General features: G+C 28.2%; 16 protein-coding genes, 1 CRISPR repeat array and 1 riboswitch. All 16 genes read right to left on the reverse strand.

What is annotated here, in order from left to right; translation table 11 throughout:
• Nucleotides 1–61: 61 nt before the first annotated feature.
• Nucleotides 62–3,166 (reverse strand): lantibiotic dehydratase, encoded by a 3,105-nt coding sequence (locus P3X86_RS04665; protein ID WP_483291464.1) that lies wholly within the window; start codon nucleotides 3,164–3,166, stop codon nucleotides 62–64.
• Nucleotides 3,167–3,449: 283 nt separating this feature from the next.
• A complete protein-coding gene (locus tag P3X86_RS04670) occupies nucleotides 3,450–4,151 on the reverse strand; it encodes a hypothetical protein (RefSeq protein WP_483291465.1) in 702 nt (233 codons plus the stop codon).
• A complete protein-coding gene (locus P3X86_RS04675; protein ID WP_483291466.1) occupies nucleotides 4,144–4,617 on the reverse strand; it encodes an ECF transporter S component in 474 nt (157 codons plus the stop codon). Before P3X86_RS04675 ends, P3X86_RS04670 begins: the two co-directional genes overlap by 8 nt.
• A 152-nt stretch (nucleotides 4,618–4,769) precedes the next feature.
• Nucleotides 4,770–4,952, reverse strand: a riboswitch (cobalamin riboswitch).
• 315 nt (nucleotides 4,953–5,267) lie between these two features.
• Nucleotides 5,268–6,308 (reverse strand): 4Fe-4S dicluster domain-containing protein, encoded by a 1,041-nt coding sequence (locus tag P3X86_RS04680; protein ID WP_483291467.1) that lies wholly within the window; start codon nucleotides 6,306–6,308, stop codon nucleotides 5,268–5,270.
• A 262-nt stretch (nucleotides 6,309–6,570) separates the two neighbouring features.
• Nucleotides 6,571–8,113: a CRISPR direct-repeat array (repeat unit 30 nt; unit sequence ATTTCAATACATCCAATGTTCTGGTTAAAC).
• A gap of 462 nt (nucleotides 8,114–8,575) precedes the next feature.
• Complete coding sequence (locus tag P3X86_RS04685) at nucleotides 8,576–8,782, reverse strand: hypothetical protein (protein WP_483291468.1); 207 nt, start codon at nucleotides 8,780–8,782, stop codon at nucleotides 8,576–8,578.
• A 41-nt stretch (nucleotides 8,783–8,823) separates the two neighbouring features.
• Nucleotides 8,824–10,023: a type III-B CRISPR module RAMP protein Cmr6 gene (gene cmr6 / locus P3X86_RS04690; protein WP_483291469.1), complete on the reverse strand. Its 1,200-nt coding sequence runs from the start codon at nucleotides 10,021–10,023 to the stop codon at nucleotides 8,824–8,826.
• A gap of 3 nt (nucleotides 10,024–10,026) precedes the next feature.
• Nucleotides 10,027–10,416 (reverse strand): type III-B CRISPR module-associated protein Cmr5, encoded by a 390-nt coding sequence (gene cmr5, locus P3X86_RS04695; RefSeq protein ID WP_483291470.1) that lies wholly within the window; start codon nucleotides 10,414–10,416, stop codon nucleotides 10,027–10,029.
• An 18-nt stretch (nucleotides 10,417–10,434) separates the two neighbouring features.
• Nucleotides 10,435–11,256 (reverse strand): type III-B CRISPR module RAMP protein Cmr4, encoded by an 822-nt coding sequence (gene cmr4, locus P3X86_RS04700; RefSeq protein WP_483291471.1) that lies wholly within the window; start codon nucleotides 11,254–11,256, stop codon nucleotides 10,435–10,437.
• Nucleotides 11,257–11,263: 7 nt separating this feature from the next.
• Entirely contained in the window at nucleotides 11,264–12,580 is a 1,317-nt protein-coding gene (locus tag P3X86_RS04705) for a Card1-like endonuclease domain-containing protein (protein ID WP_483291472.1), read from the reverse strand.
• A 2-nt stretch (nucleotides 12,581–12,582) separates the two neighbouring features.
• Entirely contained in the window at nucleotides 12,583–13,719 is a 1,137-nt protein-coding gene (cmr3, locus tag P3X86_RS04710) for a type III-B CRISPR module-associated protein Cmr3 (RefSeq protein ID WP_483291473.1), read from the reverse strand.
• The gene (locus P3X86_RS04715; RefSeq protein WP_483291474.1) at nucleotides 13,688–15,367 is read right to left on the reverse strand and encodes a Cas10/Cmr2 second palm domain-containing protein; all 1,680 of its coding nucleotides are present in this window, start codon (nucleotides 15,365–15,367) and stop codon (nucleotides 13,688–13,690) included. Before P3X86_RS04715 ends, cmr3 begins: the two co-directional genes overlap by 32 nt.
• 24 nt (nucleotides 15,368–15,391) lie before the next feature.
• Complete coding sequence (gene cmr1, locus P3X86_RS04720) at nucleotides 15,392–16,372, reverse strand: type III-B CRISPR module RAMP protein Cmr1 (protein ID WP_483291475.1); 981 nt, start codon at nucleotides 16,370–16,372, stop codon at nucleotides 15,392–15,394.
• A 284-nt stretch (nucleotides 16,373–16,656) separates the two neighbouring features.
• On the reverse strand, nucleotides 16,657–16,944 hold the full coding sequence (cas2, locus tag P3X86_RS04725) for a CRISPR-associated endonuclease Cas2 (protein WP_483291476.1): 288 nt from the start codon (nucleotides 16,942–16,944) through the stop codon (nucleotides 16,657–16,659).
• Nucleotides 16,945–17,946 (reverse strand): type I-B CRISPR-associated endonuclease Cas1b, encoded by a 1,002-nt coding sequence (gene cas1b, locus P3X86_RS04730; RefSeq protein ID WP_483291477.1) that lies wholly within the window; start codon nucleotides 17,944–17,946, stop codon nucleotides 16,945–16,947.
• A 13-nt stretch (nucleotides 17,947–17,959) separates the two neighbouring features.
• Nucleotides 17,960–18,466, reverse strand: a complete 507-nt coding sequence (locus P3X86_RS04735) for a CRISPR-associated protein Cas4 (protein WP_483291478.1) — start codon at nucleotides 18,464–18,466, stop codon at nucleotides 17,960–17,962.
• Entirely contained in the window at nucleotides 18,450–20,966 is a 2,517-nt protein-coding gene (cas3, locus tag P3X86_RS04740; RefSeq protein ID WP_483291479.1) for a CRISPR-associated helicase Cas3', read from the reverse strand. The genes P3X86_RS04735 and cas3 overlap by 17 nt, the downstream gene beginning before the upstream one ends.
• Nucleotides 20,967–21,018 lie beyond the last annotated feature (52 nt).

Below are 21,018 nucleotides of genomic sequence, written 5' to 3' on the forward strand. Positions count from 1 at the left end.
CTTTTAGTCTATAGTTTTATCCCCCCAAGAATTAAAAACTATTTATATGATTAATATACTCTTATGAAACTGTGAAACTCTTATTTAAGTGTTTATTCCTTTCTATAATCATGTGTAATGAATGCCTAATCATCGAAAGATATCTTTCTTCATATGCTCTAAAACCAGTGAGTCTATTGCAATACATGTGCATTAAAGATAGTATTATACTTGCTCTATGATTTGTAATATTGTTTTTGTCTGAATATTTCGATAATTTAGCTTTTAACAATCTTGCTGCTTTTTCTCTAAAAAGCGCACTATTTTTCATATTTTCAAACATTGAATCTTTATAATCTCCATTATTTAATAAAACTTTTTCAACCATATTTACGTATTTTGATTTGTTTTTATTGAATTCTTGTCTATATGAATTAGAAAACTTATTAGTGTCTAGGATTGCAAACATATCCATATCAGTCTCTGTTAGTCCTTTTAGCATCATACTAAGTCCAATCACATAAGCTTTTTCTCTGTCACTTTCATTCTTGATATCTACCAACTCTAATACTTTTATAGCAAAAATACTATCAGCGAAGAATAAATTCTCAGTTTCTTCTATTACCTCTAATCCTCCATATCGATTTAACTCTCTATGATAAGTATCATATACCCATTTATTAATTAGCGCTTTCTGTCTTAACTCTCTAAGCCACTCATTTATAACTATGATTTTCTCAATCGCTTTTTTTTCACTACTAAACTTAAATCTAATCCTAAGATGTTTTCCACATTCATCATGATATCTAAGATAAAAGAACTTAGAACACTGGGTACTTTTAAGTACGCCTTCTATCTTGCTAAGTATTTCATTTTCTCTACTTCCTATACCATAGAGTTTTACATATACCCATCCATCTTTAAACGGTTCAAATATTCTGTTATTGCTTTGTAAAAGTAGATTTTGCTTAACTTGTCCTTGTTTACTATCATTAGTTACTATCTTCCCATTATTATTAAGTGTAAATGAAAATATCATTTCAGACACATAATTTTTACCCATTTTATCTTTTACAATACCATTATCTAGCAATCCTATCTCTAATTCACATAGTTTAATATCTCTTTGTTTTTTTATAGTTGAATAAAGTATTTTTATAGATTCATCTTTATCTAAATCCAGTATCAGTCTATTGTCATATTCACACATATAAACTAGCTTATCTACAGAGTATTCACTACAAAAACCTTCTAAACTATTCTTAAATTTCTCAAAGTTCTCTAAATCAACCATATGTTCTGAAAGCATCCATCTTCTAAGATGTATTGTAATTCCCTCTAATTTGATTCTCGGTACATAGGTATACTTGTTGTCATATAATGAAACTAATCTATTTATGATATTGCTCTCATAGCTCGAAGATATCTCTTTTAGCAGTCTCAATAACTTACTATTTGCTCTTGTATTTAGCATATTATCTGTTACAATTTTGCACATCTTATCTTTACCATTTATTTTTAGATACACTTTTCTATTACGAGATAATCCCACCACTAAATCTTCTATTGTGATTTGCTTAGATGAATCCTCATCAGTTAACGCTATTGGTATATAATAATCATAATTCATGAACTTATTTGTTATATTATTAGCTCTACCTCTTACATTGAGTTCTCTAGCTTCCACTAATACATATTCGTCATCTGAGGTCATCTTCTCTTTCTCATATATCTTGTTGTATTCTTTGAAATCTTCTTTATCAAAGCAGTTTGCAAATCTTTGGAACATATTGCCTCCCTTAGATGCTCCGATATTAGGTCCAACAGTTATATTGTAATCACCATCTGCCTTCGTTATAAAGAAGTTGATGTCAAAGGATTTAGCATGATTATTTATTGGATATTTTTTTATTACGTCTTCAAAATCAGACTTTTTTAGGTTAATCTCTTCCTCATTCTTCATTAGTGCATATAAGATTTTTCTATCAATGATACCTTTAACCATTGTTTCTTTTTCAAAAGTCTTTTTGTCAGTGCTTTGAATTAATGATAATCCATCAAATCCATTAGCATCAATTATTTCAATTAATGGAACTTCTACCCCAAAACCATAGTTTTCTGAGAATTTATCAATGAATTTATCAAGCTTAGAAAACACTTTTTGATTTACAGATATATCGCTTAATACATCTACGAAACTCTCCATTTTCACTTTTAGTTCATAAGGTAAATTGTTTTCTTTAAAGACTAATCCCCTATTTACCTTTAAATAGTCTTTTGATTTGCTTATACTTTCTGTGACTTTAATTATATCCTGTATTACGACTGCTCCTTCTTTGAAATTATCACTCTTGATGTATTTATCTATCTGTTGTTTTAATATTTTAAGCTTGTACATTTTCTCGCCATTATATTTTATCTCCTCTAACTTTTGTATAACATGTTCTAAGCAGTCATCACAGTAAGCAGGGATTCTCAAATCTGATAGTAAATATTCGTTTTCAACTAACTTTTTTAAAGTATTAGTTACCAAAGAATCTGGAACTCCTTCGTATTTTTGAGAAATGATGAGTTTTAATTTTTCAAAATTTATAAAATTTTCTGAATATTTTTTAACTAAATCAACTAATGCAGAATGCTTAATATTATTCTCTTGTACAAACTCTTCATTACCGCTAATAACACCATAATTCGAATCGTAAGGATTTTTCATCCTATCGCCATATTTATAACAAAGTGTATTGAACTTAAAGTTTAATTTCGTTAAAATCTCATCTTGCTTTTCTAGTTCTTGTATAATGCAACAAATCCAATAATTATCTATATTAGCATCTCTTATAAATTTATCATTATCTATTATTATCTGAGTATCTTTAGCATCCATAAATCTACCCAATCCAACACTTGCAAGTAACCCATATGGAGTTGGTCTAGTCGATGCTCTTGTAACATATTTAATAAGACTAAGATTATAATTATTTAACTTCTTTTTCTTTTTTATATCTTTGTCTAAAGATTTCTGCAAAGACCTACTAGAAAATAGTAAACTTTCATTTATAAAATCATATAACTTATTGTCTGTAATGAATTTCTTCATATCATTATCGGAATTTTGTAAACATAGAAATTTTTCAATAGGTAAGCTCGGTGTCCTTATCATAAAGATATCACTACATTCATATTTCAAATTTATCACCCCTCTGGTTTTATAGGATATATATCTGAATATGTGTACAAGTAGTATAAAGATTTGTATATTGGAATGTATATTATTTGGTTGGTGTTATTAATAATTTTACCAAGCGATTTTTTGCATGTCAATATTTTCTATAAAAGTTATTTTTATTTAACTATATTTTTACGTTCTCTTAAAAATAATTCGCAAAACATTACAAAAAAGTATTAAACTTTCAAAATGTTGTAATAAAAAGAGTGTCCATTTGTAAATTGACACTCACTTCAATTTGTGGCTATTTTATTATTTGTAAATCACAAAACAAATCTTTATATCTTTCTTTTAAGCATTTATTACTATCATATTTGTAGCTTACTATAATGCATGTAGATGGACCAGCTGATTTGATTATATCTATAGCTTTATTATCTATCAATTTTTTATCAAAATACCCTTCAAACTCTGTTTTTATACCTTTTGAGCCTACAGGTATTATTTCTAATATATCGTCATCTTTTAAAATCTTACTGAAATCTTCTAAAGATAATACATCATCTATCTGCTCAAGAACCTCATTGCCCACTAAAGGCTTACCAAAAACACCATATGCAATATCATCTTTATAATCTTCTTTATGAAAACAGTCTAGTATACCTAAAAACGTTACCCCTATAGCTGTTTGTCTCATGATAAAGTTAGTTTCTGAGCTACTTATACTCTTAAGGTCTGTTATATTACATTCTCTAAGAGCTCTCTTGACACCTAAGTGAATAGGCTCATAGCTCTTGGATGTGAGATTAAGCACACTATACCCTATCGGGACAGCCTTTGTACTCATAAGTTCCATCAATGCAACTCTAGCAGTAAAGTAAGCGACTACTTCATTACTGACCTTGACATCATCAAACTCAAGCATACCACAACTACCACTACAGTCTGTAGTAACTACAAGTTTTTTATTTAAACCTATATCAAAACTAACTAAATCTCTATTCATTAGTAACTATCTCCTTTAATTTTGGTATAACCAATACAGCTACTACAATGTTTAATAATGAAGCTACCGTAAGAGGCAATAACATTGCGTAAAAGAATTTAACATCAAATATAAATATAAATGGTACTAGACTCACAGGCCCATTCAATGCTGTTCCTATTATTACAGAAACTACTTTATAATTTTTATTATATATTATTCCAAATACAAAGACCGTAAAAAACATCATACAAGCTACTAATAAATGTACAAGTGCTGTCATCGGGAATCCTTTTAATAATGCTGACAACAAATGTGCCATCACACCTACAACTCCGCCCATTATTGGATTTATTATAACAGCAACAATAAATGCAGGCATTGAATCAAATGCAACAGTCCCTGCTGGTGATGGTATTGGGAGAAATGACCCCACTATTGATAAAGCAATAAATACCCCTATAATACTAATTTTTTTGACGTTCATAATCCACCTCTTATTTTTTATTTATTAATGTTATAGATACTACTAGAAAGCATGTCCTAGGAATTTAACCAAATAAAAAACACCATTACGAATAACGGTGGGGATATGTACATCATCTAATATGATTATACTACCTCTAGATCCCGTAGAGTCATGCAATCTATGTTAAGGCAGGTCTTCTGACTTAAGCTTTCTAAGATATTCAACCTTCCCACCAAAAAGGCAGTGGTATATGAACACTATAAGCTATTTACAGCGGCGGGCCCGTGTAGGAATTTCACCTAGCTTCCCTATTATCTAATAATTATATTAGCACCTATACATTTATATTCAGTTTATTTATATAACATATATTACTCAGCAGTTTATTATATCTGCAATTTAATCTCTTGTTTTCAACTCTATCTGTTAGTATATTTACCTTATCATTAAGTTTATTTATATTTAAATTCCTCATAGTTACACTAAAAACGTTCGACCTTCATTATAACACACTTCTTATTTTTTGTGAATACATAGAATATTTGTATTTCTTTGTCGAAACAGGTATCTCAAGCCATCTTTCATGCTGTAGACCTCTTGTGTTTTTTATACTGCTGGAGGTTGACTGTATACAAGCTTACTAAATCATTTTGTTTTGAGAATATACCTTAATTAATATACTTTTTTTCCTTACTAAAATATCTATCCTTTATTTTTTCATAGCTACTATTACCTTTTGAAAAAGGACATACTTTGATACACACTCCACAACCTCCAGTCTTTGAAAAATAGGGGTAGCACTTTTCTCTATCTATAGAAGTAACAAATCCTGTAGTATCATTTTTGATTTTATTAGTATAAATCGCATTTGCCTCACATTTTCTTTCACATGTCCTGCAATTTTTACAAAACTCATTAATCCATAAATGTTCTTTGCTATCTGTAAAATCAAATATGGGTCTATTTACAAATATCACAGATATCCTTTGTCTAGGTCCAAATTGTGGAGTTATCAATAATCCATTATGCCCTACTCCTCCTAGCCCTGCTTTTTGAGCTAAAGGTACAGTATCTACTAGCCCTCCCATAGGTGAACAAGCCATACATTTAATCCCATAATTTTCTTTTAGCCATCTAGTCATATCATTAGTGGCTTTGCCTAAACTGTTATACACACGCAATGCCTCATAGCTAGCTTCAATTAAAGGTGCTTTACTAATAGCTTCTTCTTTCATTTCTTGGATACAAACGATAGCATATTTAAATAATAAAGCCTTTCTCTTAAAAATATACTCTCTTGGCACTTCTGTAAACCCAATAAGGACATTATGCTTATCCCAAGCATATTTTTGTAACTCCTGCCATACTGATTCACTACATATTGAGCTTTCATCTACTATACGTCCCGTTTTCTCAAGCTCTACTACATATTCTTCTGCATCTTTGAAGTTTTGTATCATACCTCTTATAGTACCTAACATATTTGAAAAAACACCCAGTAGCGGTGCTTTCCCAGCAATAGCATCTCTTATCATCTTTTTCTTAACACCTTTTGGTGGTTTACCAATAAATTTATCTTTATATTTATCAGAAGCAAAATATGAAAATCCTTGCTGAATAGCATATTCATGTTCATCTAAAATTTGATTAGGAAATTTTTTTATTCTTTCAATATATTTTTCTTCAAATCTATTATCAGCAACTTTCATTTTTATGTCCCCTTCCATGATGTAGTACTACTATAGATTCTAATTATTCTATTATATTAATCGTCGTTCTTATATTCATTATAACAAAATACTTGAATTATGAAACTGCAAATTCGTTATTATTCGACATAATTTTTTACTTCAATTCAACTTTATATATTATTGAATGTGCTTTTGTAGGATTACAATATGTAAAAACACCTATTTCCTTACAATCGAAGAAATAGGTGTTTTATACAATAAATTCATCTATCCAAAAATACGAGCTATACATTCAATGTTCTGGTTAAACATAGCTAGGTATCTCCGTATAACAAAGCTTATAGAATTTCAATACATCCAATGTTCTGGTTAAACAATTTCCAAGATATCTGTATCTATTATCCAGAGATATTTCAATACATCCAATGTTCTGGTTAAACGTGTACATACCTTTTAAAATTAGATGACAACATTGATTTCAATACATCCAATGTTCTGGTTAAACAAAAAAGAGGTTCAGGACTCTGCTTTAAATTAACACTATTTCAATACATCCAATGTTCTGGTTAAACCTATTTGGGCTAATTCTAATATATAGCCATTTATTTATTTCAATACATCCAATGTTCTGGTTAAACAATCTTTATGCCATAGTCTCATCTTTACACCCCACAATTTCAATACATCCAATGTTCTGGTTAAACCATTTTACCAAGTGCTCTTTGCATACGGTTTAGTTTATTTCAATACATCCAATGTTCTGGTTAAACTAATTCAGCAAATTGTCCTTCGACATAACCGTAATAAATTTCAATACATCCAATGTTCTGGTTAAACATGTACGTTGTTGCTTCGGCTGCTTTAATTCCTTTATTTCAATACATCCAATGTTCTGGTTAAACTAATTCAAATGCTACTACTTGACCGTTAATTTCGTATTTCAATACATCCAATGTTCTGGTTAAACAGAAGAAGCATTAAACCAATGTCCATTAAACATAAAATTTCAATACATCCAATGTTCTGGTTAAACATAAAAACTGGAACTATAGAAGAATAAAACAAGAAAATTTCAATACATCCAATGTTCTGGTTAAACTTTAACAAAGCTTATATATAGCATACATTTAATGCAATTTCAATACATCCAATGTTCTGGTTAAACGATACCAAAAATAGAGACAAAGTTAAAAATTAAAAAATTTCAATACATCCAATGTTCTGGTTAAACGGAGAAGTGTTTGATACACTTCAATTACAGAATCCTTCATTTCAATACATCCAATGTTCTGGTTAAACAGCTTTAACGCTTAGAAAGGAATGGAATAATTATATATTTCAATACATCCAATGTTCTGGTTAAACGTGGATAACGCTTGGCAGACGTACCAAGTAGAAAAATTTCAATACATCCAATGTTCTGGTTAAACTTAATATAGAGTTGAAGCGACCAAAGAGTGAGGAATTTCAATACATCCAATGTTCTGGTTAAACGTCTCTAACTCTTGTATTTTCTTGTAATTTATCTTTATTTCAATACATCCAATGTTCTGGTTAAACAAAAGCAGAAATAACACAAACAAAGCAAGAAATACAATTTCAATACATCCAATGTTCTGGTTAAACATACATGGGTCGGTCTATCAGGCAAAAGGTATGCCATTTCAATACATCCAATGTTCTGGTTAAACATATTTTAAAACTGATGAAAGTAATTCACAACCTCAATTTCAATACATCCAATGTTCTGGTTAAACATTTATATCACCACCTTACCCAATACTAAATATCGTATTTCAATACATCCAATGTTCTGGTTAAACCAACCTAAAATACACATTCTTTATTTTGCTAAAGAGCCTTTTAATGAGCTTATATTCACATTTATATTATTTTCGTATACATGAGTGATATTTTTCTGTCAATGTCCATTTTCTTGACTTCTATCTCTCTGATTCCAACACTTTCAACGCTTCACTTTAGCTTGGAGATGTGGATTTTTTTATTTATAACATTTGATTATCTTGTAAAAATGCACATTTGATTTAATATGTCATAAGCAACTAATCCTAAATCAGCAGTTCTATTATTCTATAATCAAGTTTTTTGATAATGTTTTGTCAATTCCTGTGCATTTATCTAAAATTCTCTAATGTTTTTATTATATCAACATTCTCATTTTTTGTCAAATTATACTCAAAATATCTAGATATATTCAAATTATTAGAATTACTAAATCTACTTATTGCTTTTTAACTTGTACACATACAAACCTTGGCTGTTCCTTAACTATCAAGCTCAAACTTACCAAACAAGCGAGAGAAAGTATAAAGCTTATACTTCCTCTTGCCAAAATTATATCCTTCATCATGTAAAAATGATTGATACTTTTCGTCTGATAGATGGTTTAATATCACTGCTTGTACTAAGTGGTTGTGTTGTAGTGGTAGTGTTATTTTGTTGTTGTTTGTTAGTTTTATGTTTATTCTCATGGGGTGTCCTTTCTGTGGTTAGTAATATTTATTAGTAAGAATTATGGTAATTCTATTTTTGAATACCTACATATTAATTCTATTTTTTTCTTCCCTTTCTTATTTGCTTTTTTGTAATTCCATTTGCCTAGTTCTTCAAATAAATTTTTTCCTTCTCGTGCCATCATTTCTAGTTTTTCTATACTTTCTTGTCTCTCCTCTAAAATTTTACAAATCTCTGATAACCTTTTTTCTTTCTCATTGTCCTTGGTAATTTTACATTGTTTACTCTGATTATTTTTATTATTTTCATTGGTATTTAATAAAGTATTCTTAACATCTCTTTTATTAATTACATCAAAATATCCATATCCACTCGTTTTTTTAGCACCTAATCCATAATCTTCAAGTGCTATTAATAGAATTTCAAAACATATCTTGAACAATTCTATTATTTCTTTTTTCACTTCTTCATCAGTTAATTCTTTACTATTTACTTCTTTTAGTCTTCTTTCTTTTAAAGCAAATCTAATAAAAAACTCAGTATTTTTCACTACATGAAAAAATATAGGTGTCACATTATCATAGTCTTTAGGAAATCCTTTCCCATTATAATAATTTTTATAATGTACAGCCATAACATCTCTACCTATTGTATATTTTTTATTAGGAAATGCATCGAAAAAGATTATATTATCATTATAATTTTCATGTTCATGTTCAGTTAAATAACTATCACCGAATAATAATTCTGCAACTTTTTCATACTTATCTTTTTCTTCTTTTATTTTATCTTTGATAACTTTTTTAAAAACTCCTTTAATAGCTTGTCCTGGTATATATGGTACACCATATATATGATGTAGTGTCATTGATGTTTCACTAGCATTATTATCTCCTAAACCTATAATAAGTTTATCTGCTACTTTAGCTTTGACATAATATCGACTATAATAATTCATATTTTTACACAATAAATTTATAGAATCATTATATTCTTTCACCTCATCATCTATAATGATACGCTCTATATCAGCATTAAAAACCGTATATTTCTTATTTACCACTTTATATATATTATTTATTACTACACTTTTTTCTGGAATTTTTAAATGTTCTTTTTCCTTAGTTTCTATAAAATGAGCTATATTAATTATATAATTATCGTTAATCTTTAGGAAATTATCCCTAAACAACTCATTATATTGTAATCCATGTAAAAAACACAGCTGTTTACCCGTATCTTCTTTTATTGTTTCCATACATTATTCTCCTTTTAGCATACTATCTGAAAACTTTATTAACCATTCTAAATATGTAAGTAAATCCACAGAAACTATTCTTATATTTTTATGATCTTCATCTATAAGTTTACTTATCAACTCTTCCATGTTTTCAGTTTCAATCTTATTTGCACATATATCACTATTCAAATATTTCAGTATCTTTGTACATATTAATTCATAACTTTCATCTTTTCTGCTTTTAGTTAAAATAAAAGCTAACATCGTAATCAACCCATTATTATAAATGTACATAGGTAAACTTTTTATATGAGAAACAAAATCTTTTTTGTAATCTTCTTGTCTCACTTCTTTAATTACATCCAATGCTATCCTAGCTTTTTTACGGTTCAAATCTATTGCAACTGCCACTATTTTTCACCCCTTAACTTATTTTTCTGTGTTATATTTTACTATCTTGACTATTCCTTTTCCTATATTTGAATTACCGCCAATTTGACAAACTTTTTTATCAATAGTATTAATAAATGTATCAACTTCAGCTTTATTATCTTCTATACCATTTCTAAACATAAGATTATGTAAAACTGTTTCTGCTGGAAGATATTCTTCTGTAAATAACCCTCCACTATTTTCATCTACTACTCCTTCATCACCAATGCGATTTCTTGTTATAATTTCTCTATTAAGTATCATTAATTCTTTAAAATCATCATTTGATAGTATGACTATATGTCTATTTATTTTTAATGTATCCTTTAATTTTTCTATAACTGAATTAGTTTCAGTAGCTTTTACTTCAAATTTATAAGTATCAATAATTATATTCTTTATTGTGTCTTCATCATTGTCCTTTTTAAATAGTATTACTTTTCCATCAACTACATCAATTTTTGCTATGTCTTTCTCTTCTACTATGTTTAGATTTTCTATAAAACTTTCAAGAAGATATGGACATGTAGCATAAACAAACAAATCTTGTACACTTTTTATAGGATATAATAATAACCTCGCATCTGAAAATCCTATTAAACCTGCTCTTTTATTATCATCTGTTCCAAATATTATATCTGCTTTGTCTTTATCCTCTGTAGCCCTAAGAGAGCCTTTATATGTTGAAGCTTCTATTTTAGGTATTTGAGTATGCTTTTCTTTCTGTATAGGCATATCAATCAATCCTATTTCTCTACCACTTCCTGCATGTATCGGCGTTATTGCTTTAGTTAATAATATCTCAACATCTTTAAACATTCTCCCACTACCTTTCTAATAATTTTTCTATTTTTCTCTCCAATTCATCAAGTTCCCAAACAATTAAATTTGCACGAGTAGCACTCCTTTTAGCCTTATTAACATTTTCATATAAATCTTCCTTATCTTTCAAATCATCAAGTTCATCAAATTCTTTAAAAGAAAATTCTTGGTTCTCATAAGTTTTTGGACATATCAAATAAGGCATCCCGTATACTCCTCCTAAAGAATATGTTGTATAATTTGTGCTTTTTGCATTATCTCCGGTCATACCCCCTGATTTGCATTCAAGTATTATTAACTTTCCTCTTTTAGTTAAAATAGCTATATCTAATTCATCTTTCATTTTTGTTGAATCATCATCATAAACTTTAACACTTAACCCTATATCTGCAATGTTCTTATAGAATTTTTTATTTATAATATCTACAATTTTATAGAACACCATTTTTTCTAATATATATCCAAATATCTGACCGTTTTTCTTATATCCTAAACTCTTTTTTAAAATACTTTCGTTATTACTTGTAAAAAGTTCGAGTATATCTTTACTATCTTTAAAATTATTGATAACCATGTATATCAAATACTCTAATCTGTTTTTCTTGCTATCTTTCTTAATATTTTTCATGTTAATTAAATTATTTGCTATCATAATATTCATCAAATCAAGATTGACTTTATATGTTTCATATAGCTTATTATAATATTTATATTCTTCAACTAAGCTATCACTTTGTTCAGTATTATTTATATTATTAAGTAATGAGTAGTATTTAGTTTTTTCTTTATTCGTTTTTTTATTATCATAAAAACCCATTAAATTCAAAACCAATTTGATGCTTAAATTTTCTATTTCCTTATATCTTACACCATTAACTTCTATCCTTTCATTTTGAGACCCATAGTAATAATACTTTTCCTCATCCCCTTCAAAATAAAGAATTATGTCACTTTTTCTATTTTCACTAACAAATTTTGTTATAGCCATTACAATATGTCTTTGTCCACCAGTGATATTCCATACTACACTTTTATCTTTAGGTAATTCTATTTCCATAAGTTTTTTTGATATGCATTTATGGCTTTTTAATTCTTCACTTGTTAAAGAAATTTCAGCTTTAAAATTAATGTTTTCGGGCAAAACATTTTTCAAATTTTCATTCCATTTGTCATAAGGAAATTTATTTTCACTTTTTTTATTATATTTCACAGATATGTTATGAACTTCCTTTATCTCATGTTCCATAATTGGTATATAATTTACTATCTGATTTAAAGTAGAGCAAATAACCATAGTATCTATTTCCATTATGTTTACCATATCTAATCATCCCATCTTAACTGTTTTTCTTTTACAGGTATTATCTTAAATTTACCATACCCTTCTACATCATGCTCTTTTATAGTAAAATTCTGCACAATTCTTTCCCCGATGTCTTTGATTGTAGCATTTTTTAACCTTTCATCTTTTATAAGATATATAGACCCAGCTGGCACAGCCTGATACATTTTTTTAGCTTCTCGTTTAACCATGTCATAACCGCCAATATATAAAGGTTTACCCGTACATGCCCCCACTATCTTTAGACTACTTAGATTATTATCTTCCTTATAAAACAAATCTGGCTTATACGAGTTACTTTTAAATATAGCTGGAGTATAAAAATATAATTTTACAAATTCAGTCTCATTTTTTTCAGTTTCTATATTTTTGATTTTGATACTATCATCTAAAATAGTATAAATTGCTGGTTTATTTTCGCCACCTAATCTTAACAAACCTCTTTTAGCTAAATCATTATTGTTAGTCCACCATTTAGTTTCTATTTCATAATCAATAACAAATTCCCATGAGTTATTCTTAAATTTACTCATATCAACTCTAAATAAATGTTCATCTTTAACATTTTTAGTTTGCTTATCTATCTCAATGCTTACTTTATGTTCATAACCAAATATTTGTTCCTTACCTAAATATGAGATTCCACTCATTGTTTTAACATAACTATTTCTATAATTTTGTAACTTAATAAATCCATTATTTATTTTTTCATACCTATTCCTATCAGGATATAACAGATATTGTAATTCTATATCCATAGATGTTTTATAATCATCTTCGTTAATGAATTTTCCATATTTAATTTTACCTCTATCTATGAACAAATCTAATGGGGCAGGAACATAATAATCTTTAGATTTATTACTATCTTCGTTTCCTCTAATCATTATGTTGTTTATTTTTAAATATTTTTTAGGATTAGATTCTAGGTCATGTTTTATAATATATCTATTTCTTCTTTCTTTATCTGCACATAGCATTAGCGATGCTATTGCACCATGAAAAGTAGTAGGAGTAGGCATGTGTTGAGAACGAGTCCATTTGTTACTCCTCTTTGCAAGTTTAATACCTCCTCCAATGTAATAATTATCTTTGGGTTTTATCGTCATTATACTCATTATAAGTCTCACCTCCTACAATTAAGAACTTCTTTAATACATGAAACATATCAAAATAGTTGCTAATACTGCGATTCTCAGATAATATTATTCTAAAATAATCATACATTTCTTTCATTCCAGACATAGTTGCTTCTTTTTTTAACTTCCTTTTCATTAATCTTTTTTGCTGAATTAAAATCATATCTTTTAAATATTCTGTATTATAGTCTGTTTCTAGATCTAATTTATTTAACATTTTCTGTAGATCTAAATGAAAATACGTTGACGAACTAGTAAAATAATCAAGGATTTTAACTATTATATCAATGCTAGGTTCTCTATTTAATGAGTTTTTTATATAAAATTCCTTATAGCTTGTCCCTTCTGATAGTATGGATATTACTAATCCATTTTTAGAAATACTATTATTACTAAATCTTTCTTTAACTACATCTAATCTTTCTTTTGATAATCTTATTGATTCACTAAATAAATCTTTGTAATTTGCTATAAATATTCCTTGAGAAAAAGTTATTTCTTTGTAATCACCTTTTTTAACATATTCGTCAAAAGCTTCATATATTTTTTTAGAAACTTTTAATATATCTCTTACAGGTACTATAGCTAATAAATCATCTCCACCTGCATATACAAGTATATTATTGTTATCTTTGTTGCTATCAAAATATTTTTGTATATTATCAAAAAATTCTTGTATATTTTTTGATAGTATGTTTTGAGAATCCTTACAATTACTACTACCTTGATTTTTTTCACTCATCCATTTCCCTAAATCATCAATGTCAAATCTGTAAATACAATAAAACTTCTCCTGTTTTATCTTTTTATTATTTTTTATAGTTTTAAAGTAATCCTTTACTGTTATTATATCCTTATAATTTTTTATTCGTTCTAATTCAGCAACTAATGTGTTTTCATATAATAATTCAACGTCACCATATTTACTACTATTCTTTAAATCCTTAGTTATATTTTTAATAACCTCAAATTCTTTTTTACCTTCATTCTCTCTTAACCAATATGTAAGACATATCCTCGCTAAAGAAACATTGTTTATACTATTATCATTCTTATACTTTCTCTTTAATAAACATGCTCCACACAGTCCTTCATCGTTATCTTTAATCACATAATGCCTTTTACCACAAATTTTACAACGTTGCTTATTATTTAAAGTGTATTGATTTTGAATAAACTTATTGGAGTATTTGAGTGATTCCATTGTCTTATTCAAATTTAAGTAAATTTCTAAGTAATTATCACTTTTTAGCTCTTCTTCAATAGTCTTTTCTACCCAATATATATCTATAGCTGATTTGAAGTGTTCTATAATAGTAATAACTTTAGAATCATTCATATCTTTTAACTCATTTTCAAATTTTTCTTTTATAAAATTATCTATATATTCATCTACTTTCTCACCAAAAACACTTGTACTATCGTACTTAGCAATAAAATAATTTGGTTGAAATTTTTTATCCGTTTTAGGTAATAATATTTCTCCATTAAAATCATGCTTCACTATGCCCGTTAAATAATTCATCATATTAGATAATAACTTACTGCTATTACAAATGTCTTTTAGTTTTCTTGACTCTGTAATATACTGTTGAACAGAACCTATTTTAAATAATATTATTTTCAATTAATCAACCCCTTATTTTTGTTTTTAAACAATTTTTTCAAATATATCCTGTTCTAAAAATTTATCTATATAATTAAAACCTTCATCCAGTATTCCTCCATCCATCCTAATAACTACAGTTATATACTTTTGTTCTCTTGTTTTTATCACTTTAAATCTTAAAGGTGAAACTATTCTTTCAATTTCTATATCCTTGACCTTTTCTTTAACTTTATCTTCTCCAAACGCTAAAGGAAGCCCAAAAACTTTTTTCCCACTATCTTTTTTATGATTATTTCTAAATTCTTTATATTTACTACCAATTTTACTAAGTGCTTGATACCAGTTTTGGCAACCAGTACAACTCGACAACTTATAGATAGCAAATTTGTTCCCTATAATATTCATATATTTACTTTCAACATTTATCTCATCTTTCTTTTCTATATGGTTATCCCAATCTTTTATAATTAATTTTTCTAGAGCATATTTTTTAATTAGTTCATTATTACATTCAATATTTGTAACTTCTAAAGCACCAGCTCCTCGTGTTGTTCTTGCTCCTATCCCTCCTAAAATTTGAAAATACTGCAAAGCCTTAATATATTCCTTGATTTTTTCTTCTTTTTTAAAATATAGCTCTATGCAAAATTCTGAATTTTCCTTCAGCATAACGTTCATATTTTCTTTAATACCATAAAACATATATCCAATACTTGCTTTGTCTATTTGTCGTTTTGATAGCAAGTTACCTAAGTTATCTACTTCATAATTATTTTTTAAATATGCTTTAATTCTCACTGGAGATATTATGTTTTTCTCATTACCATCTGAATCGGTAATTTTACCTCCAAATATTCTATTTTCAGCATTCCTAAGTTCTTTATCATCGTTAAAGCAATTATAAGTTCTCCACCAAAAACGTAAAAGCCCTTTTATAGAAGAAGCCCTTAATTCAAATTTTTCACTTGCTCCTTTCATAAATATTGGCGTAATAGATTTACAATGTATAATAATCTTGTTCATGTTACACACCTCCAAATTATCAAAAACTCCAAAAAAATCCTCTTTTCTGTTATACCACTAAACCAAAGCAAAATATGTCGAATTTAAGGATTCTTTATGAATTTATTTTTTATTTTCTAATCTAGTAGTATTTACATCTTAATAAGAAACACTACCTTCACAGGGTTTGGCAAATGTTTTTTACCACTTCCTCTTAAAAAAGTAACAATCATTGCAAAACCCTATTTATCTCCCATAGTTTATCTACCCCAAGAATGCTTTTAAAAAAATGGTTAAACATCAGCCTACAATATCAAAGTATTCCCTATCTGAAGTTCTAACCCTAAGTTCTCCTCATCGAAGCTCTGGTTCATAAACTTGATAATAGACACATAATCATAAGATTTGTCTATAACATTTTTTAGTTCTCTTTTGAGACTTATTAGTTTGGATGGAGATATCTGCCCTCTGAACACTGATTTTTGGTAATGACTCAAGTATCTCTTGCATATCTTAAAAACTCTATTACATCTACATTCTTCGACATCGTAAAATAAGAATACATAATTGTAGTTGTATCTTTTTCTCGTCATTTACACCATCTCCTTTACACTAAATGGTTTAAATTCCTTTTTCTCAAGTAAAGTTTTAACAAGTTTATATGCATCTATTTTTATAGCTGTATTATAAGATACTTTTCTCTTTAATTTTGTATGAATAAATGTCTCTTCAAATTTCGCATTTATATTACTTATGAATATCTTTTTACCTTCTTCGTTTAGCAAACAGCACTCCATATCCCTATCAAAATGCTCTCCAATCCTTATCATTTTTTTGTTGGCTAATAGAAAAATGGTCTTGTACACAATAATAGGTTTAAATACCTCAGCTAAATCCAGCGCTAGGGAAAATCTGCCCTCTGATGGCTCATGTAAAAAACTTATACCTTGATTTAGATGTGTGTGATATATCTGAGTAATTACCTTAGTATATAGTATGGAATTGCCAAATGATATCATTGCATTGATAGGATTATCTGGTGGTCTTTTTGTCCTTTTGTCAAACTCAAAATCTTTGTTTAATATGTATTTAAAACAATCATAAAATCTAAACCATACCTGCCCCTCTACTGCCAGTATTTCTTTGATATTTGATGCTTTCTCGATATCTGTTTTAGACTGAGTATTAATGTAGTCGATATTTTCCTTTAGTATCTTGTTTCCTCGCTTGTAGTATTGGCTAAGTAATGATTCTATATTGTCTATAATCCCTCTAACAACTGCCTTTGCTATACTGTTTCTATCTTCCATATATTTCTTTGCTTGCAAAACTGTCAACTTACCACTTATATACTTACTTCTAGGAAAAAACGTACCTGTATAACTTCCATAGTAATTAAAAAAATGTACTATCACACCATTTGAAGCTAAAAAATCTAGAAGTTTTGTGTTTATAGATACTTCATTCATACAGTATATTTCCTTTATACCCTTAATAGGAATATAGTTATTCTTTGAGTTTTTTCTAAAACATAAAGAGTTATCTTTTCTCTTTAACTCCCCCTCTGACATGATATATCTAACAGTCTCTGACATCTCTTACATCCTTTCATAGTATACAATACGAATAATACGCACATTTTTTACACTTGTTTTGATATATGAACTCAGGTAGCTGGCTTGAGTCTAAAAACACCTGTATTTCTTCTATCAAATCTCGCAATATCATATCTAAAGCATTAGTCAATCTTACCTCATGTACTTTCTTAGTCTTTTTGTTCTTTTCAAAGCAGACTAACCTACCTTTTTTATAAATACCTTTTTGCTTTAATACATACAAATAATACAATAGTTGCCATGTTGCAGCTAAGAAATCAGCATCCGATTTTTTGTATTCATATAGATACTCTTCTTGTAATTTATCTAACTTTATACTGTCTATAGCTATTTCCTTTTGTTTGGTATTGATAGTCTTATTTATGTGTAGCTCTTTTCCGATTTTGACAAGTTCACTGTTATCTTCCATGTTGATTCTATTGCCATGTAGCCAACATTGACGCTTACAGTGAAAATAATAATTGACTAAAGTTCCACTAATCTTATAAATATATATCATCACCTTTACTTTTTGGATATACTCTATCCTCCTGAAATTTTGCTCTATTAAACTTGTCATTGTCAAAGTATTTGTGTGCATCTTTAATATATATGATATCTTTGATATCCTCATCATCTGACTCAATTTCTTTTTCTATCGTATATATAAAATAACTCATTTTTTCTTTTAATTTTGACAATAGTACTTGCTTTTTAGTATAAGGTATATCCATATCAAATAATATCCTTTTAAAGTCGCTCCATACTACTTGTCCATCAATATATCCTTTGCCATCAGGTAGTTTTAGTTTATGCTCTAAGTATATTTGGTGACTCTGTTTATCTATGAGTTTCATGCTGTTTCGCACTTCACCATATTTCAAGTTTTTAAGCATGTACATGAATCTTTCGTATGAGTTTTTGTTGTACTCATTTTTCATATCATCTATATCTTTCATCACATATTGATAATACTCTGTGAAGTTCTTAGATATGAACATATCTTTAAACTCTTTTTGTATTAGAGAATAAGATGTCCTGATATCATCTCTATATACATTACTCACTTCATCATAATTAAAGAAAAATATAACACCAAATTCTAAAGCGTTACACGATCTATTTATCCTACCTGCAAATTGTTCCTCTGCCTCTATCGTAGATATGTCTTTAAACCCAACATCCATATCTATATCTACCCCTGCCTCTATCACCTGAGTAGCAACTAACACATATTCGTTTTCTTTATCTTCCTTTAAATTTTTTATGATATGTTTTCTATACAAACTACTATCATCACCTGTAAGCTCTTTAACTATTTTTTGTGTATCTTTCAATTTACTTTGTATCATCTCAAAGAACTCTCTACATGTTTTTTTGTTTATGAATTCTATCAACACTCTCCTTGTATTGTGTTTGTTTATATAATCTACTACAAAGTCACACAATACATCTAGGCTAATCTTGCCTTTTTCAAGTAAAGAAAAATCTAGCCTAACTCTGTTTTTAAACAGTGGGTTTGAAAAATATACATTAGAATCTTCTATTAATCTAGTATTCTTTATATTTTTATCTGATAAAACACTTATCTGAGGAAGAGTTGCAGACATGATTATGAATTTCATGTTAAAATAATACGCAAAGCTTTCTATCATGTTTGAGAGTTCTTTCCATATACTTACTCTATAACTCTGTATTTCATCAAGTATTACCACACTATTCATTAGATGCATAAGCGGTAATTGTTTCTCTCTAGAGCAACTAAACAACATATCAAAAAAATTAACATGACTAGTCAACACTATAGGATAGTGTAAAAAAAGCTTATCTAAATATACCTTATCGTAGTCAAGGCTTTCTTCGCTAGTCTTTATAGGTGTAATCGAATTGATTACTGCTACTTTCTCACTACCAAAAAAATCACTTATTACACCAGCAGTCTGGTCGCAAAGAGTGTTGAATGGAAATACATAAAAAACCTTCCTTATATCCTCATTTTTTTCAATCATATTTAATGCTAAATTGATAGAATTGATGGTCTTGCCACTTCCTGTAGGTGCTTCAAGGTAAAATATGTTCTTTTCATGATTTTGTCTAATTATCTTTTCAGCTTCTAAAAACATATCACTCCTAAGTACATTGATACCACTTACTGTATCTTTCTTAATGTTTCCATTTCTATATTCCTCATGCTTTCTAATTTTTTTAATTATATTATTGTTTTCAAACACTTCTCTATACAGCCATACGTCTTCTATATGTCCAAAATCTTCTATCCTCTTATTCATATAATCACTAGTTGAATAAAAATCACATGCAGTAATCATACTAAACAACATCTTATTCAATATATAAAACTCATCACTCGATACAACTAGTTTATCTGTATTAAATATATAGCTATCTATAAGTTTTTTTCTCTCTATCAACCTTGGTAAATACTCATAATCTTCAATCTCTATACTCCCTACCTCTATAGAGTTATGTAATCCACTCAACTTGTTCATAAATTCACTCATATCTACTAGATAACCATGATGCCTAGATATAATATACGAAAAAGAAAAAATTACTGCTTTGACAAACTCTTTATCGTACCTTTTTATTTGTAAATCTGAAATCTCATCATAGAAAATATCAACATACAACAAAGCTGATAACAAGCTATGGTTTGAATTGTCGTTTGTCTCTATTGATTCAAATTCTTTGTTGTTCATTTTTATCTTTTGAAACGCAGGGTTTATCTTGCCTATATCATGATAGTATATCGCCCCATGAAAAATCTTCTTTATATATTTCTTTACATCCACAGATATATTAATATTCTTTTTTCTATCTATTATCATAGAATCTAGTAAACTATTTAGAGTTCTATCTATACGTTTTAATTCATCTAATTTATTAAAATAGCTATATGTACAGTCAAGATGCTCTTTAAGAGTTTCATCCTTCTTACCTTTTGTTTTGTGAGCCAAGTACTTATCATGATTTTTAAGTACTTTACTTATATCAAAAACCATCAATCACATCCTCCTTGGAAAAGATAAAAGACTATCAGAAGACAGCCTTTTA

The sequence above is a fragment of the Abyssisolibacter sp. ZYX002 genome (assembly GCF_056892235.1).